This is a genomic window from Pseudomonas sp. NFPP04 (genome assembly GCF_900113815.1).
In the GTDB taxonomy this organism is placed as follows: Bacteria; Pseudomonadota; Gammaproteobacteria; order Pseudomonadales; family Pseudomonadaceae; genus Aquipseudomonas; species Aquipseudomonas extremorientalis.
The window spans coordinates 105,006-120,805 of sequence record NZ_FOQS01000017.1; the positions used below are offsets into that span (position 1 = coordinate 105,006).

Genomic DNA, 15,800 nt, shown 5'->3' on the forward strand with positions numbered 1-15,800 from the left:
GCACGTGATGACCAGCAAAACCCAAGCAGTGCCTCTTGCCACGCCCTTGGCGATCAATCGCAGTGCCTGGCCGAGGCGCCTCAAGGGCCTGGTGTTGCCGGTGCTGATCCTGCTGGTGCTGGAGGTAGTGGTTCGAGTGGGCTGGCTGCCGTCCTACCAGATGCCGGCGCCCAGCGAAATTGCGCTGACCCTCACCGACCTGGCCGAAGGCGCACTGTGGAAACACATCAGCGCCAGCCTCGGCCGGGTAGTGCTGGGGTTCGTCATTGGTGCCAGCCTGGCGTTGGTGTTTGCCGCCTGGGTGGGGTTGAGCCGTGAAGCCGAGGCCTATCTGGAACCGACCTTCGCCGGCTTGCGCTCGATCCCCAGCCTGGCCTGGGTGCCGCTGTTGCTGCTGTGGTTGGGCATCGACGAAACCTCGAAGATCGTACTGATCGCAATTGGCGCGTTTTTCCCGGTGTACCTCAACGGCGTGGCGGCCATCCGCGACATCGACCGCAAGCTGGTGGAAGTCGGGCAGATGTACGGTTTCAGTCGGCGGCGCCTGGTGCGTCGTATCCTGTTGCCGGCCGCCCTGCCCGGCCTGTTCACCGGGTTGCGCAGCGGCTTGAGCCTGGCGTGGATGTTTCTGGTGGCAGCCGAGTTGATCGCGGCCACCAAAGGCTTGGGTTACCTGCTCAGCGATGGGCGGGAGACCTCGCGGCCGGACATCGTGCTGGCGGCGATCATCGTGTTGGCGCTGCTGGGCAAGGTCAGCGATGGCCTGCTCGCCGCGCTGGAAAAGCGTTGCCTGGCCTGGCGCGATACCTTCCAGGGAGCTGGGCAATGAGCGTGCGAGCGTTGTTGGATATTCATGTAGCGCGCAAGCGTTTCGCCGACACCACCGTGCTGAAAGACGTGCGCCTGGCCCTGCAACCTCGCGAAGCCGTGAGCCTGCTGGGGCCCAGTGGTTGCGGCAAAAGCACCTTGCTGCGCATCGTCGCCGGCCTGGAACAGGACTTCCAGGGCGAACTGCGCAGCCCCGACGGCGAAGTCGCCTTTGTGTTCCAGGAACCCCGACTGATGCCCTGGCTCACGGTTGAACAGAACATCGGTTTCAGCGACGACAACCATTACGACAGGGCCTGGGTCACGCAACTGATAGAGGAAGTCGGCCTCAAGGGCTTTGCCCAGGCGTTGCCCAAGGCATTGTCCGGCGGCATGGCGCAGCGAGTGGCCATCGCACGCGGTTTGTACTCACGCCCACAGGTATTGCTGCTGGATGAACCGTTCAGCGCGGTGGACGCGTTTACCCGCATGAAGCTGCAGGACCTGCTGCTGCAACTGGCCGAACACCATGCCATCGCCTTGTTGCTGGTGACCCATGATGTCGACGAGGCGTTGTATTTGAGTGATCGGGTGCTGGTGATGGATAACCGGCCGAGCAGCATTCGCCAGGCGCTTGCAGTGGAATTGCCACACCCCAGGGACCGGCGTGATCCGCGGCTGGCGCAACTGAAGGCGCTGTCACTGACGGCGTTGCAGCAGGCACACGTGATCTAGGCGATCTTGCGCAAGGTCACCCAGTACCGCGTCCGCGCCTGCACCTCGAGCCCCAGGGTCTGGGCCAGCAGGTTGAGGATGCGGTCAGTGTCGTCCAGGCGAAAACTGCCGGTCACTCGCAATGTTTCCAGGCTCGGATCCCAGCGCAACACACCGGGACGATAACGCTCCAACTCCCGTAAAAAGTCGCCCAGTGCCTGGTTCTGTGCGGTCAGCACACCGTCGCGCCAGCCCGGTTGCAACACATCGAACGGAGCCCAGGCGCCGAGCCCCTCGGCTTGCAGCGAGGCTTGCCGACCACCCGGCAACGACACCATTTGCCCGGTCAAGTCGCGTACCTGAACCGAGCCCTGGAGCACCGACACCAGACAACCCTTGGCCATCTGACGGACACACACCTCAGCCTGGCTGACCCGCAACTCGCCATAGCGGGTCTGCACCGTCATCGCCGCTGGCCCTGGCACATTCAGCGCCAGCTCACCGTCCACCAGCGTGATGCGCCGCTGTGCAAGGTCCATGTCCACCGCTGTCGCCGTATTGAGCTGCAAGCTGCCACCATCGGCCAAGGACATGCGCTTGCGCTCGCCGGTGGCGGTGTGCAGGTCGGCGCGCCAGGCCTCGATGGGCAACTGACGGCTGACCAGCCAGGCCGTCGGCACCAAGGCCGCGATACCCAATGCACGCTTGAGCACCGCGCGCCGCCCCGGTTGCGGACGGTCGAGGCTGGCCATCGCCAGGGCCTGGGGCAAGTCGCTGAAACGCTGGCGCAGGGTCTGGGCTTTTTGCCAGGTCTGCTCGTGCTGGGGGTGGCTGTCTCGCCAGTGCTGCAACGCGGCGTGGTCACGCTCGGTGGCCGCGCCGGATTCGAGCAGCGCCAACCACTGGGCAGCGGCACGCGCAACGTCACGGCTCACAGGTCCACCAGCAGGCAATGCTCGTAGGCCTGGGCCATGTAGCGTTTGACCGTGCGTTCAGACACCTCAAGCCGCTCGGCGATGTCCCGATAGCCCAGGCCTTCCAGCTGGCTCCACAGAAAGGCGCGGCGGACCAGCACCGGCAAGCCATCGAGCAACTCGTCCAGGGCTTGCAGGGTCTCCAGCACCAGCCAGCGCTGTTCGGGCGATGGCACACAGGTCTCCGGGAGACTCGCCAACGCATTCAGATAGGCCTGTTCAAGGCTGCGCCGCTGATGGAAATTCACCAGCAGGCGCTTGCCAACCGTCACCAGATAAGCCCGCGGTTCCTGCATCTGCGCAATCGGCTGGGCGCTGGCGAGTACGCGCAGGAACGTATCCTGGCTCAGGTCGGCCGCATCCCAGGCGTTGCCCAGGCGCCGGCGCAGCCAGCTTTCCAGCCAGCTGCGATGGTCGCGGTACAGGCTCGACAAGGTCAGTTCGGGGGCGTGGGTCGGAACAACAGCATCATTCATGGCAAGCGACCTGCGCGGCGCGAGTGAGTCTCAAATGAGATTCATTCTATTTAATATCGTGCCGACTGACCATGATCTTTTCAACGCGGTGTTTATAGGGAGGCTTCAGCATCAAACACCTGCCCGCGTCCCACCACGCTGGCAGGCTTGAGCACCGCCCCCGGCGCCAACACCGCATTGGCGCCGATACGGCACTGGTCGCCGAGCAGCGCGCCAAACTTGTCGCAACCGGTGCGCTGCAAGGTGCCGTCGACCCGCACTCGCACCTCCTTGTCATCACGCTCGTTACGGTAGTTGGCGACGATGCTCCCCGCCTCCAGGTTGATGCCGTGCCCCAGCACCGAATCACCGACGAAATTGAAGTGCGCCAGCTTGCTGCCGCTGAACATGAACGAGGTCTTCAACTCAGCGCCCGGGCCGATGATGCAATGTTCATCCAGCCAGCACCCTCCACGCAGCAGCGAACCACTGGCGATGAAGCAGTGGGGGCCGATGATCAGGGGCGGCTTGAGCAGCGCGCCGGGTTCGACTGTGGCGGTACGGTGGATGGCGATCTCATCCTGGATGACGTACTGGTCTGCCGGCAGCTCGGCCAACAATTGGCGAACGACAGCAGGCGCCTGAGCGGCGAGAACCCAGGGCGAGAGGTCCGCCCACGGTGCCAGGGCAGATCGAGAAAAGTCGGCGATATAGTCGGTGAGGCGGATCAATGTTGAATCCTCCAGCGGTCAGAGAAGTGCAAAACGCTAACATGCACTCAGCGACCTTTACTATTTGTCTTGTTATGGATATTTTATCCATATCAGCCAGTGAGGTTCGCCCCATGCCATTGCCGACTTACCACGACGTCATCGCCGCCGCCCAACGCCTGGATGGCGTTGCCCATCACACCCCAGTGCTCACCTCACGCACCCTCGACGCACTGACCGGCGCCCAAGTGTTCATCAAGTGCGAAAACCTGCAACGCGCCGGTTCCTTCAAGTTCCGGGGTGCGTTCAATGCCCTGTCGCAGTTCGATGCACAGCAGCGCAAGGCCGGGGTGGTGGCGTTCTCGTCCGGCAACCACGCCCAGGGCATTGCCCTGGCGGCGCAGTTGCTGGGCATGCCGGCAACCATCGTGATGCCCAGCGATGCGCCGGCGGCCAAGGTCGCGGCGACCCGTGGCTACGGCGCCAGTGTGGTGCTGTATGACCGCTTCACCGAAGACCGCGAACAGATCGGCCACGACCTGGCCACCGAGCAGGGCCTGACGCTGATCCCGCCCTACGACCACCCGCATATCCTCGCCGGGCAAGGCACCGCCGCCAAGGAATTGCTGGAATTCACCGGCCCGCTGGATGGATTGTTCGTTGGCCTGGGTGGTGGCGGCATGCTCTCGGGCACGGCGTTGTCGACCCGTGCCCTGGCGCCGGATTGCCAGTTGTATGGTGTGGAACCCGAAGCCGGCAATGACGGCCAGCGCTCGTTCCGCAGTGGCAGCATCGTGCACATCGACACGCCGGCGACCATTGCCGATGGTGCGCAGACCCAGCACCTGGGCAACTGCACCTTCCCGATCATCCGCGACCAGGTCAACGACATCCTCACCGTGTCGGATGCCGAGTTGGTCGGCGCCATGAAGTTCTTTATGCAACGCATGAAAATGGTGGTCGAGCCCACCGGCTGCCTGGGGTTGGCCGCGTTGCTCAACCAGGGTGAACGCTTCAAGGGCCAGCGCGTGGGCATTATCGTCACCGGTGGCAACGTCGATATCGAGAAGTACGCCGCGCTGCTGTGCGAGGCCTCATGAAGATCATCCAGACCGCCCAAGCGGCCCAACCCGCCGGCCATTACTCGCAAGCCATCCGCCACGGCGACACGCTGTATATCTCCGGGCAATTGCCGGTGAGCCCGGATGGGCGGCACAACCTGACAGCGTCATTTGCCGATCAGGCGCGGATTGCCCTGGATAATCTATTGGCCATCCTCAACGCTGCCGGCGGAACCGCGCAGGACCTGGTGAAGGTCACCGTATACGTAGCCGGCGTCGAGCATTGGCCGGCCTTCGATGGCCTCTATGCCGCCGCGCTGGGCGAGCACCGCCCTGCCCGCGCGGTGGTGCCGGTGCCGGAGTTGCACCACGGTTACCTGATCGAGATCGAGGCTGTGGCGCGCTACTTGGCGTAGGTGTAGACCGCCGCACGCGACACGCCCAGATGGGACGCCACCGTCTCCATCGCCCGGCGGATGTCCAGGCAGCCCGAGTCCTTGAGTTCCTGCATCAGCACACGCCGATCGGCTGTCTTCAGCGCACGCGGGGTGGTGGCCAGGCGGGCGGCGAACTGGTCGATACGCGCACGGATCACGTCGGCGCCGGAAGGGTCCAGGGACTCGATGAGCTTGTCGCCGCTGACCGAGCCGAATTGTTCGAGCATGCCTTGCAAGCCCCGGAACAACGAGAGGTCGACGTTCATGCACAAGGCCGCGACGTACTCGCCGCCGGCGCCCTTGATGCCGATCGACGTGCTCTTGACCTGGCGGCCGTCGCTGAACTGGTTCTGGTAGTTGGCGATGACTTGCGGGTAGTCGGGGTCGGCAATGCGCGCCAGGCCCAGCTCGGTGGTCGGGTCGCCCGGTGCACGCCCGGACAAGTTGTTGTGGATGGCCAGGATCGAGTGCCGGGGGTCGCGCAAGTCGTGCAGGACCACTTCGCAGAAGGGGCTGAAGGTCTTGCTCAGGCCCTCGGCGATCTGTTCGAGCTGGCTGATCAAGTGAGTATCGTCGGGAGAGGTGGTTTTCATGCAAGACAACATATCCAGTCCTGGACAGGGCGTCAATTTACCCCCTGCCCCTCAGTGTGGCGCCCGTACCCGAGGCGTGCGGTCAGAGACCACGCTGGCGCAACCACTGCAGAAAGCCTTTCTTGACAGGCACCACCGGTGCCTCTTGCGTCAGCGCCTGCGCGGCGTGCACACGGAAATCCAGCAAAGCCTTCATCGCTTCGCCGATGTCGTGGCGCGCATCCAGGCACGGCTTCAAGTATTCCTTCTCGATGCGGTACAGGGTGCAGAACGTCTTGGCCGAGAAATCCGCCAGCGTCGCCTGGTCCGACAGGATCCCGGCCTCGCCGATCACCTCACCCGGCCCCATGCGCCCGGCTTCGAATTTGTGCCCGCCCTTGGTCAGCATCACCGAGACCACACCGGACTCAACGATGAACAAATGATCGCTGACCTCCCCGGCCGGCAGGATCATCTCGCCGGCGCGATAGGTGTGCAGGGTCATGTTCTGGCTGAAGGTGTCTTTCTCTTCCTGGCGCAGGGTGGAAAAAATCGACGAACGCTCCAATAAAGCGCGCGCTGCGGACATGGCCGGTGGCGCGCTGCTTTCAGTGGCCGACAGCACGCCGACGCCCGCCGCCTGCAAATGCCGGAAAGCCAAGTCATAAAGCTGGTTGCGCACTTCGCGCTTGAGGGCCATGGCCGGTACGAATCCGCTGATTTCATACTCGACGCCACCACTGGCCGACGTCTTGAACGCCACACTTGGCGCCGGCGTGCCCAGCAGCGGCCGACACCCTTGCATCGCCCGCTCCAGGGCTTCGATCACCGTTTGCGGCCGCGCATGGGGGCTTACCTGCAGGCTGACCGCCAGGCCGAACATGTCCGCCGGGCGCGAGAAATTGATGATCTTGGCCTTGGCCGCCAGGGAGTTGGGAATCACCGCCATGCTGCCCTGGGAGGTTTGCAGGCGCGTGGCGCGCCAATCGATGTCCGTCACCCGGCCTTCGGTGCCGTCGATGGAGATCCAGTCATCGATTTGATAAGGCTTGGTGGTGTTGAGGACGATCCCGGAGAATACGTCACTCAAGGTACTTTGCAGCGCCAGGCCGACAATGATCGCTACCGCGCCGGAGGTGGCGAGCACACCCTTGACCGGCAAGTCGAGCACGTAGGCCATGGCGGCAATGATCGCGATCAGGAAGATCACCGCCCCCATCAGGTCCTGCAACAGGCGGCCGGTATGCCCGACCCGCTGCATCATGAGCGTGCCGAGCAACACGGTCAGCGTACGCGCCGCGAACAGCCACCAGCCGATCTGCAACGCTGTGGCGGCCAGGTGCAAGGCGGTGTTGTCCGCATAGGGCGCCAGTTGCATGGGGTTCATGCCGTCGTTGAACAGCACCGCGCTGAACACCGCGAAGATCACCAACCGCGCCGCCAGCTTCCAGTTGGCGAGGTTGGCGGAAATCAGGCGCCACACGGCGATGTCGATCAAGATCAGCGCCAGGGCGCACAGCATCGGGTGATCAGCGATAAATGAGGGCATCCAGGCGACTCCAGGGCGAATGCCGTGAAGATCGCATGAAATGCCGCGCCAGGGTATAGCGGGTGTGCTTACATCTGCCCGAAACGACCCGACTGAAAGTCCACGAACGCCTGGTGAATCTCCTGCTCGGTATTCATCACAAACGGCCCGTGCCCGACGATCGGCTCGTCAATCGGCTCACCGCTGAGCAGCAGCACCTTGGCGTCATCATTGGACTCCAGCGTCAGTTGGCTACCCTCGCGCTCGAACAACGCCAATTGCCCCTGCCGCGCAACTTGCTCGCCATTGACCAGTACCGTGCCGCGCAGGATCACCAGGGCGGTGTTGCGCCCTTCGTGCAGGTCCAGGGTGACGGGCTTGCCGGGGTTCAGGCGCAGGTCCCACACGTCAATCGGCGTAAAGGTACGGGCCGGGCCCTGGGTGCCGGCAAACTCACCGGCAATCAGGCGCAGTTGCCCGGCGTCGTCGGCCAAGGGCAGTACCGGGATGTCGCCATCCACAATCGTCTGGTAACCGGCATCGGCCATTTTGTCCTTGGCCGGCAGGTTGACCCACAGTTGCACCATCTCCAGCGCGCCGCCCTGGCGGGCGAAGGCGGCGGAGTGGAACTCTTCGTGGAGGATGCCTTTGGCAGCGGTCATCCATTGCACGTCGCCGGGGCCGATGGTGCCGCCGGCACCCGTGGAATCGCGGTGTTCGACTTCGCCGTCGTAGACGATGGTCACGGTTTCAAAGCCGCGATGGGGGTGCTGGCCGACGCCGCGACGCTGCTCGGTCGGGGTGAAATCGGCCGGGCCGGCGTGGTCCAGCAACAGGAATGGGCTGATGTGCTTGCCCATGGCGTCGTAGGAAAACAACGTGCGCACCGGGAAGCCGTCGCCGACCCAATGGGCGCGGGGGCTGGTGTAGATGCCGATAAGCTTTTTCATGGTGTACCTCCAAAGTGCATACACCATAAGGCTGCTGGCGGTTGAGCACTAGCCGGCAAAAGCAGCCCTGTTCGTCCTACGTATAGGACAATCCCTTGGCCTGACGTTGCCGCAGCAGGTGAAACGCCACGAACGCCGTCAGCGCGAAGCTGGCCTGGATGATGATCATCGGCGCGGCACTGCCGTCCCGCAACTGGCTCAACAAGACACCACTGCAGGTAGCGCCGAACATCTGCGCAAACCCCATCAGTCCCGCGCCAGGCCTGCACGATGCGCATTGGGCATCACGCCACCGGTCACCGCACCCGGCAACACCAGGCCACCGCCCAGGGTGACCAGCGCAATCGGGATGTCCAGGCCGAGCACCGACAGGCCGAACAGTTCATAAATGACCACGGCCGACACCCCGCCGGCGGCGACCATCGTCACGCCCATCGCCACAATCCGCTGAGGCCCCAGACGCATGATGTTGCGGCGGGTATAGGTGGACCCCACGATCAGCATCGATACGATCAGGCCGAAATTGATGCCGTACTCCAGGCTGCTGAAGCCCAGCAGGTTGATGAACACCGCCGACGAACCGGCGATTACCGCAAACATGGCGCCATAGGTGCACGCCAATGCCACGGCGAACGCCCGGTACTGGCGCCCCTTGAGCAGGTCCAGGTATTGCCCGCCGAGGGTACGCCAGTGACCGGCCTTGGGGTCTAGGTAGTGGTTGCTCTCGCGAAAGAACAGCAACGCCAGCAACAGCACCACGCTGCCAATCGCCAGCGCCAGGAGGATCGGCGCGTGCCAGCCGAACAGCTTGATCAGCAGGCCACCGACCATCGGCGCCACCACGATGGCGTAGAGCATGCCGATCATGGTCAGCGCCAGGGCCGGCCCGGCTTCGGCCTTCCACACATCCCGCACCACCGTGCGCGCCAGCACCAGCGCAGCACAGGCGCCCAGGCCTTGCAGCACGCGGGCGGCAATGAACTGGTGGATGTCGTGGACCAGCAGCATCGACAAGGTTGCCAGCACGTACAGCACCAGGCCGCCGATCAGCACCGGGCGCCGGCCGATACGGTCCGACAGCGGGCCGAACAACAGTTGCCCAAGGCCGAAAGCGGCGACAAATGCCGAGAGCGCCATCAGTGCCGAACCCGCCGGCGCCGCCAGCGCCTGCTCGATGGCGCCCAGGCCGGGAATGATCAATTGGGTCGAGACCTCACCCAGTGCCGTCAGGGCCACCAGTAAAAACAGCAGGCTTCGCGATGGGAGCGGGGCGTTTGTCATGGGGAGCATCCGGGGGCTGGATTAATTTATATTTCGACCATAATATGCGTAAAAAATTATGTCCATAATTTTTTTGCCCAATGGTTACCCCGGAGCCCGCCATGCACCCTCTCCCCCTGCGTCTTCTCACGCCCCTGGCCCTGTTGATCGTCCTCAATGGCTGCAACAGCAAGGCCGACACCGCCGCCGAAGTTCCTCAACCTCGCCCTGTCCTGGCCGCCAAAGTCGAAGCGGCCGGCACCCAGCAAAGCGCCTATACCGGCGTGGTCGCGGCGCGTACCGAAAGCGACCTGGGGTTCCGGGTCGGCGGCAAGGTCATCGAACGCAAGGTCGACCCCGGCCAGCATGTGTCCCGTGGTGACACCCTGCTGGTGCTGGATATCGGCGACTTCGAACTGGCCCTGCGCTCGGCAAAAAACCGCGTCAGCGCCGCCCAGGCACAATTGCGCCAACGCCGTGACGACGAAAACCGCTATCAGCGCCTGGCCAGCACCGGCGCCGTGTCGCGGCAGATCTTCGACCAATCGGCGACCAACCTGCGCGTGGCCGAAGCCGAACTGGCCGCGGCGCAATCCGACGCCAGCCAGATCGAAAACCGCCGCACCTACTCGGTGCTCAAGGCCGATGGCGACGGCATCATCACCGATGTGCGGGCAGACCGCGGCCAGGTGGTCGCCGAAGGACAGATCGTCGCGCGCCTGGCCCACGACGGTGCCCGTGAAGCTATCGTCAACCTGCCGGAAAACCAACGCGAACAAGCCTCGCAGAAAGCCCTGGCCTTCGCCTTCGGCGCTCCGGACCAGGCGGTGACCGCCACCTTGCGCGAACTGTCCGCCAGCGCTGACCCGACCACCCGCACCTACCGCGCCCGCTACGTATTGCATGGCGCCGTCGATCGCTTCGCCCTCGGCTCGACCATCACCGTACGCCTGCAAGGCAACGGCCAGGCCCAGCAAACCCGGGTACCCATCGGCGCCTTGCAGGATGCCGGGCAAGGCACCGGTGTCTGGGTAATCGGCACAGACGACAAGGTCAGTTTCGCCCCGGTGAAAGTCGCCAGCCTCGGCCAGGAAGACGCGCTGCTCGACAGTGGTGTAACCCCCGGTCAAATCGTCGTCGCCCTGGGTGCGCACCTGCTGCACGACGGTGACGCCGTACGCCTGCTGCCCGCCCAGGTCCTGGCCCTCAACCGCAAACAGGACAACTGAGCATGCGTGGTATCAACCTCTCTGAACTGGCGGTCAAGCACCGTGCGGTCACGTTGTTCCTGATCATTGCGATCCTGGCCGCCGGGGTGTTCTCGTTTGGCAAGCTCGGTCGCGCCGAAGACCCGTCCTTCACCGTCAAGGTGATGACCATCACTGCCGCCTGGCCCGGCGCCACCGCCCAGGAAATGCAGGAGCAAGTGGCCGACCGCCTGGAAAAACGCCTGCAGGAACTGGACTACTACGACCGCGTCGAGACCATCGCCCAGCCGGGTTTCGTGTCGATGCGCATGACGTACAAGGAGTCCACGCGGCCCAGCGAAATCCAGGACCTGTTCTACCAGACCCGAAAAAAACTCAGCGATGAAGCCGCCAGACTGCCCAAGGGCGTGAGCGGGCCGTTCTTCAACGATGAATATTCCGATGTGTATTTTGCGCTGTACGCCCTGGAGGCCGAACACCTGCCCCATCGACAGCAGGTGCAGATGGCTGAGGAACTGCGCCAGGGTTTCCTCAACCTGCCAGGGGTGAAGAAGGTCAATATCCTCGGCGAGCAGGCGCAACGGGTGTTCGTGGAGTTTTCCTATGAGCGCCTGGCGACCCTGGGCATCAAGCCGGATCAGATTTTCTCGGCGTTGGCCGCGCAGAACGCCGTGGCGCCGTCGGGCTTTGTCGAGACCGCCGGCGCCCGTGCCTACATCCGTATCGACGGCGCGTTCGACAGCCTGTCACTGATCGAAAACGTGCCGCTGGAAGTCAACGGCCGCGTGCTGCGCATCGCCGATGTGGCCACCGTCAGCCGAGGTTATGAAGACCCGCCCAGCTACCGCATCCGCCACCAGGGCGACCCGGCGCTGATGCTCGGCGTGATCATGGAGAAACACTGGAACGGCCTGGAACTGGACAAGAGCCTCAAGGCCCAGGAAGCCAGAATCCAGGCCGACCTGCCGCTCGGGGTCAACTTCGCCAAAGTCTCCGACCAGGCGAAAAACATCAGCCTGGCGGTCAACGAGTTCATGCTCAAGTTCTTCGTTGCCCTCGCCGTGGTGATGGTCATCAGCCTGTTGGCCTTGGGCTTTCGTGTCGGCCTGGTGGTGGCCGCTGCGGTGCCGCTGACCTTGTCGGTGGTGTTTGTGATCATGCTGCTGACCGGGCGTGAATTCGACCGCATTACCCTGGGCGCGCTGATTATTTCCCTGGGGTTGTTGGTGGATGATGCGATCATCGCCATCGAGATGATGGTGGTGAAACTGGAGGAAGGTTTCGACCGCATCCACGCCGCCACCTTTGCCTGGAGCTCCACGGCGGCGCCGATGCTCACTGGCACGCTGGTGACGATCATCGGCTTTCTACCGGTGGGTTTTGCGCGCTCCGGCGCCGGGGAATATGCCGGCAATATCTTCTGGATCGTCGGTTTTGCGCTGATTTCATCCTGGCTGGTGGCGGTGGTGTTCACACCTTACCTGGGCGTGAAGCTGCTACCGCAGATCAAGCCGGTGCCCGGCGGGCATGACGCAATCTACGCCGGGCGCTACTACCAGAAACTGCGCACGCTGGTGGAGGCCTGTGTGCACAGGCGCTGGCTGGTGACCGGGCTGGTGGTGGCGGCGTTTGTGCTGTGCGGGCTGGGCATGGGTGTGGTGAAGAAGCAGTTCTTTCCCAACTCCGACCGTTCCGAACTGATTCTTGAGGTGTACATGCCGCCGGGCAGCGCCTTTAAAAGTACCGAAGCGGTAGCCGCACAGTTGGAAAAAGCCCTGCTGCAAGAGCCGCAAACCACGATGGTCGACACCTATGTAGGCGGCGGTGCGCCACGCTTTTTCCTGTCGCTGAACCCTGAACTGCCGGACCCGGCGTTTGCCAAGCTGATCGTGCAGACCCCGGACTCCCATGCCCGCGATGCATTGAAACTGCGCATGCGCGAGCGGATTGCGGCCGGTGAGTTCCCGGCGGCGCGGGTACGCGTCACGCAGTTGCTGTTCGGCCCGCCTGTGCCATTCCCGGTGGTGTTCCGTGTGTCCGGCCCGAATGTGGATGTGCTGCGTGGCGTGTCCGAAGCCGTGCGCAAAGTCGTCGCCGCCAACAAGTTGACCAAGGATGCCTTCCTCGATTGGGGCGAGCGCACCAGCGGCTATCGCCTGGTGCTGGATCAGGACCGCCTGCGTTTGCTGGGCTTCACCCCCAACGAAGTCAAATCCCAGCTCAACGCCCTGCTCAGCGGCAATCCCATCACCGAAGTGCGCGAAGGCAACCGTACCGTCTCCGTGGTCGCTCGCGCCCAGGGCAGCCAGCGCGAAGACCTCGGCAACCTCAACAACATGACCCTCACCAACAGCGCCGGCACCTCCGTGCCGCTGGCCCAGGTCGGGCATTTCCAGGCGGTGATGGAAGAACCGATCCTCAAGCGCCGCAACCGCGCGACCACCGTCGAAGTGCGCGCCGACATCATCGACGGCGTGCAACCGCCCGACGTGGAAATGGCCGTGTACAAAGACCTGCAGCCGCTGATTGCCACACTGCCCGCCGGTTACCAGATCGACATCGGCGGCCCGGTGGAAGAAAGCGCCAAGGCCAACGTCGCCCTGGCCGCGCTGTTCCCGATCATGATCCTGCTGACCCTCACGGTGATCATGTTCCAGGTGCGCTCGTTCGGCGTGATGTTCATGGTCTTCGCCACGGCGCCGCTGGGCTTGATCGGTGCGGTGCCGACCTTGCTGCTGTTCAACCAGCCGTTCGGGTTCAACGCAATCCTGGGCTTGATCGGGATTGGCGGGATACTGATGCGCAACACGCTGATCTTTACCGACCAGATTCGCCAGAACCAGGACCACGGCATGGCCATTCGCGAGGCAATCATCGAAGCCACCGTGCGGCGTGCACGGCCGGTGATCCTGACCGCGCTGGCGGCGGCGCTGGCGTTTATTCCGCTGACGTTGTCGGTCTTCTGGTCGTCCCTGGCCTACGTGCTGATCGGTGGGGTGCTGGTGGGCACCGTGTTGACGCTGTTGTTCTTGCCGGCGCTGTGCAGCCTGGTGCTGGGGCGGGAGAAGACGAGAGTTGTCGAAACGTCCCACGTAAGCGCCGGATAAGCTCTACTCCCCTCCCCTGAAAAGGTCCGCAAAGTCCCTCGCCTGACTACACAGTGCGAGGGATTGCAGATGGACTTTCTGGTTGTTGGAGCTGTTTCTTGAACCCGGCCATTGGCAGGCTGGCCCTGACCCCAATGGATGTGAAGACGGTCGATATCGAGCGCGTCTTTCGCGATTTCCGGGAATGCCTGAATACCTTTGACGCGTGGGCTTCAAGCTTTTGGAGCGTTTCGGCGCTGGATGTCGAGCAAGTCTTCAAGGTCGGGGATGAAGTGGCGCTGGTCGCGCCGATCAACCGTTCTCTTTACCCAAGCACCACCGTTGCGACTTGCCAGGCCAACGGCAAGCTGACCCTGGTGCACCTGTTCCAAAGCACGCGATTTGTACCCATCGGCAACACGCCGGTGATGGTGCAGCGTGTCGACCCCAACGGCGGCCCACTGGGCGAGCCGATCCACACGACCATCGGCCCCAGCGGCATCCTCGAAATCGACCAGTGTGAGCGCGACCAGCAATACCGGGTCAGCTTCTATCCCAACGTTTCCGAGGATCACCTCAAGGCGCTGTATGCGTCTTATCAATCGGTGATTGATGGGTTGGAAGTTCGCCTGCGCGAAGAGTGGAAAAACACCTTCGAAGCCCAGTGGAAAGACTACACAGACGCCAGCCCGCTTGATCAACGCAGGCTGCTGGAGAAAGCGTTTCTTCATGGCATGGGTAAGGCGTTCTACAGCCTTTGGGACAATTTCACACAACTGTACGACCTGCTGGCGGACCTCAAGAGCAACAGCCAGAAGTTGCTGCAATACGTCTCCCAGACCGAACTGGATGACCTGCTGAAACTGGGCAAGGACGCCATCGCCCATGGCCTGCTGGTGCTCTGCGACGAGCCGCTGATGTTTATCTACCTGTCGGCGATCTGCAGTTGGATACGGATGTTGCCGCCGCAAGCGATGAGCGAGGTGATGGGGGAAATCACCGGCGACGTGTTGATCGCTTTGCTGTTGGTGAGGGTTGCGGGAGCCATGGGCGTGACCGTGCGCCTGGGTGCCCAAGTGATGAGTCACATCAAGCCTGGCCGGGCTCGCCAGTGGCTGGAGATGCTCGCGGACCAGTTGGTCGGGCCTCGGTTGGAGGCGCATGTCGAGGCGGCCAGGCCGTTGCTGCTGGGTAGCTCCGCGAAGCCGATCCGGGTGATTCCGAATGCGCCGTTGAAGGCTGGGGATCAGGTGGTTTCCAACGCGGTGCCGGTGGTGCGCAACAAGTCCCAGCGAACCGCGTTAGTGCAGCAAGAGAACGTGGATGACGTGCCGGTTTCTGCTCGCAACCCGAATGGGGATGCGGCGGCATCTTCGGACAAGACCGCGACCAATGGGTGCCCGGTGTCGATGGTCACCGGCGAGGAACTCCTAACCCTCACCGATGGGACGCTGGACGGGATCTTGCCGTTTGAGTGGACGCGGTTGTATCGCACCAGTGCGGTGGAAGTGGATGTCGGGCTGGGGTTTGGCTGGAGTCACTCGCTGGCGCATCGGCTGGTGGTTGTGGGTGATGCGGTGGTGTGGACCGATCATGAGAATCGGTCGACCACCCTGCCCTTGCCGACTGCCTCTCGATCTGCGATCACCAACAGTCTGGCCGAAGCCGCAATCTATTTGGGTGCTGTGCCTGATGAACTGGTGCTGGCCCAGGCGTCACGTTTCTACCACTTCCGCGACGGTGTGCTGACAGCGATCAGCGACGCGTATGACAACCGGCTGCGCCTTTCCCGGGATTTTCTGGGGCGCATTGAGCGGGTGGATAACGGCGTCGGGCGCTCGCTGTTCTTGCGTTATGCGTCGGGCCGCATCGTGGCGGTGGATTACCAGATTCATCGCGTCGTGGATGACGGGCCGTTTGTGTGGGTGACGGAGCAAACGGTTGTTTCCTACGCCTATGACGACCTTGGGCGACTCATTTCAGCGACCAACGCGGTCGGTGAAAGCGAGGTTTATCGCTACGACGAACAGCACGTCAT

13 protein-coding genes and 1 pseudogene are annotated in these 15,800 nt (G+C 63.3%); 7 read left to right on the forward strand and 7 right to left on the reverse strand.

Going from position 1 to position 15,800, the window contains the following annotated elements; translation table 11 throughout:
• Positions 1 to 7: 7 nt before the first annotated feature.
• On the forward strand, positions 8 to 829 hold the full coding sequence (locus tag BM017_RS26775; RefSeq protein WP_092250254.1) for an ABC transporter permease: 822 nt from the start codon (positions 8 to 10) through the stop codon (positions 827 to 829).
• Positions 826 to 1,542, forward strand: coding sequence for an ABC transporter ATP-binding protein (locus BM017_RS26780; RefSeq protein ID WP_092250256.1), 717 nt, complete (start codon positions 826 to 828; stop codon positions 1,540 to 1,542). The genes BM017_RS26775 and BM017_RS26780 overlap by 4 nt, the downstream gene beginning before the upstream one ends.
• On the opposite strand, the gene BM017_RS26785 is transcribed toward BM017_RS26780, so the two are convergent.
• The 3 genes from BM017_RS26785 to BM017_RS26795 all read right to left on the reverse strand — a co-directional run bounded on the left by BM017_RS26785 (position 1,539) and on the right by BM017_RS26795 (position 3,681).
• Entirely contained in the window at positions 1,539 to 2,456 is a 918-nt protein-coding gene (locus BM017_RS26785) for a FecR domain-containing protein (RefSeq protein ID WP_092250258.1), read from the reverse strand. The two genes, BM017_RS26780 and BM017_RS26785, sit on opposite strands and share 4 nt — an antisense overlap.
• Entirely contained in the window at positions 2,453 to 2,971 is a 519-nt protein-coding gene (locus tag BM017_RS26790) for a sigma-70 family RNA polymerase sigma factor (protein WP_092250260.1), read from the reverse strand. Before BM017_RS26790 ends, BM017_RS26785 begins: the two co-directional genes overlap by 4 nt.
• Positions 2,972 to 3,063: 92 nt before the next feature.
• Complete coding sequence (locus tag BM017_RS26795) at positions 3,064 to 3,681, reverse strand: LbetaH domain-containing protein (protein WP_092250262.1); 618 nt, start codon at positions 3,679 to 3,681, stop codon at positions 3,064 to 3,066.
• Positions 3,682 to 3,794: 113 nt separating this feature from the next.
• Here BM017_RS26795 and BM017_RS26800 point away from each other — a divergent pair, with 113 nt between their 5' ends.
• Together BM017_RS26800 and BM017_RS26805 are read left to right on the forward strand one after the other, a co-directional pair.
• The gene (locus BM017_RS26800) at positions 3,795 to 4,760 is read left to right on the forward strand and encodes a threo-3-hydroxy-L-aspartate ammonia-lyase (protein WP_092250264.1); all 966 of its coding nucleotides are present in this window, start codon (positions 3,795 to 3,797) and stop codon (positions 4,758 to 4,760) included.
• On the forward strand, positions 4,757 to 5,137 hold the full coding sequence (locus BM017_RS26805) for a RidA family protein (RefSeq protein ID WP_092250266.1): 381 nt from the start codon (positions 4,757 to 4,759) through the stop codon (positions 5,135 to 5,137). The genes BM017_RS26800 and BM017_RS26805 overlap by 4 nt, the downstream gene beginning before the upstream one ends.
• On the opposite strand, the gene BM017_RS26810 is transcribed toward BM017_RS26805, so the two are convergent.
• The 4 genes and pseudogenes from BM017_RS26810 to BM017_RS26825 all read right to left on the reverse strand — a co-directional run bounded on the left by BM017_RS26810 (position 5,125) and on the right by BM017_RS26825 (position 9,489).
• Positions 5,125 to 5,751, reverse strand: a complete 627-nt coding sequence (locus tag BM017_RS26810) for a helix-turn-helix transcriptional regulator (RefSeq protein ID WP_071489548.1) — start codon at positions 5,749 to 5,751, stop codon at positions 5,125 to 5,127. The two genes, BM017_RS26805 and BM017_RS26810, sit on opposite strands and share 13 nt — an antisense overlap.
• Positions 5,752 to 5,833: 82 nt before the next feature.
• A complete protein-coding gene (locus BM017_RS26815; RefSeq protein ID WP_092250268.1) occupies positions 5,834 to 7,279 on the reverse strand; it encodes a mechanosensitive ion channel family protein in 1,446 nt (481 codons plus the stop codon).
• Positions 7,280 to 7,347: 68 nt separating this feature from the next.
• On the reverse strand, positions 7,348 to 8,208 hold the full coding sequence (locus BM017_RS26820; RefSeq protein ID WP_071489550.1) for a pirin family protein: 861 nt from the start codon (positions 8,206 to 8,208) through the stop codon (positions 7,348 to 7,350).
• Between the two features lie 76 nt (positions 8,209 to 8,284).
• Positions 8,285 to 9,489, reverse strand: a pseudogene (locus tag BM017_RS26825) (multidrug effflux MFS transporter).
• 101 nt (positions 9,490 to 9,590) lie between these two features.
• Between BM017_RS26825 and BM017_RS26830 the strand changes: the two are divergent.
• From BM017_RS26830 to BM017_RS26840, 3 genes are all read left to right on the forward strand, one after another.
• Complete coding sequence (locus BM017_RS26830) at positions 9,591 to 10,697, forward strand: efflux RND transporter periplasmic adaptor subunit (RefSeq protein ID WP_092250270.1); 1,107 nt, start codon at positions 9,591 to 9,593, stop codon at positions 10,695 to 10,697.
• A 2-nt stretch (positions 10,698 to 10,699) separates the two neighbouring features.
• The gene (locus tag BM017_RS26835; RefSeq protein WP_092250272.1) at positions 10,700 to 13,783 is read left to right on the forward strand and encodes an efflux RND transporter permease subunit; all 3,084 of its coding nucleotides are present in this window, start codon (positions 10,700 to 10,702) and stop codon (positions 13,781 to 13,783) included.
• A 134-nt stretch (positions 13,784 to 13,917) separates the two neighbouring features.
• Positions 13,918 to 15,800, forward strand: a 1,883-nt coding sequence (locus BM017_RS26840; RefSeq protein WP_170856128.1) for an RHS repeat domain-containing protein, incomplete at its 3' end; no start/stop codon positions are given.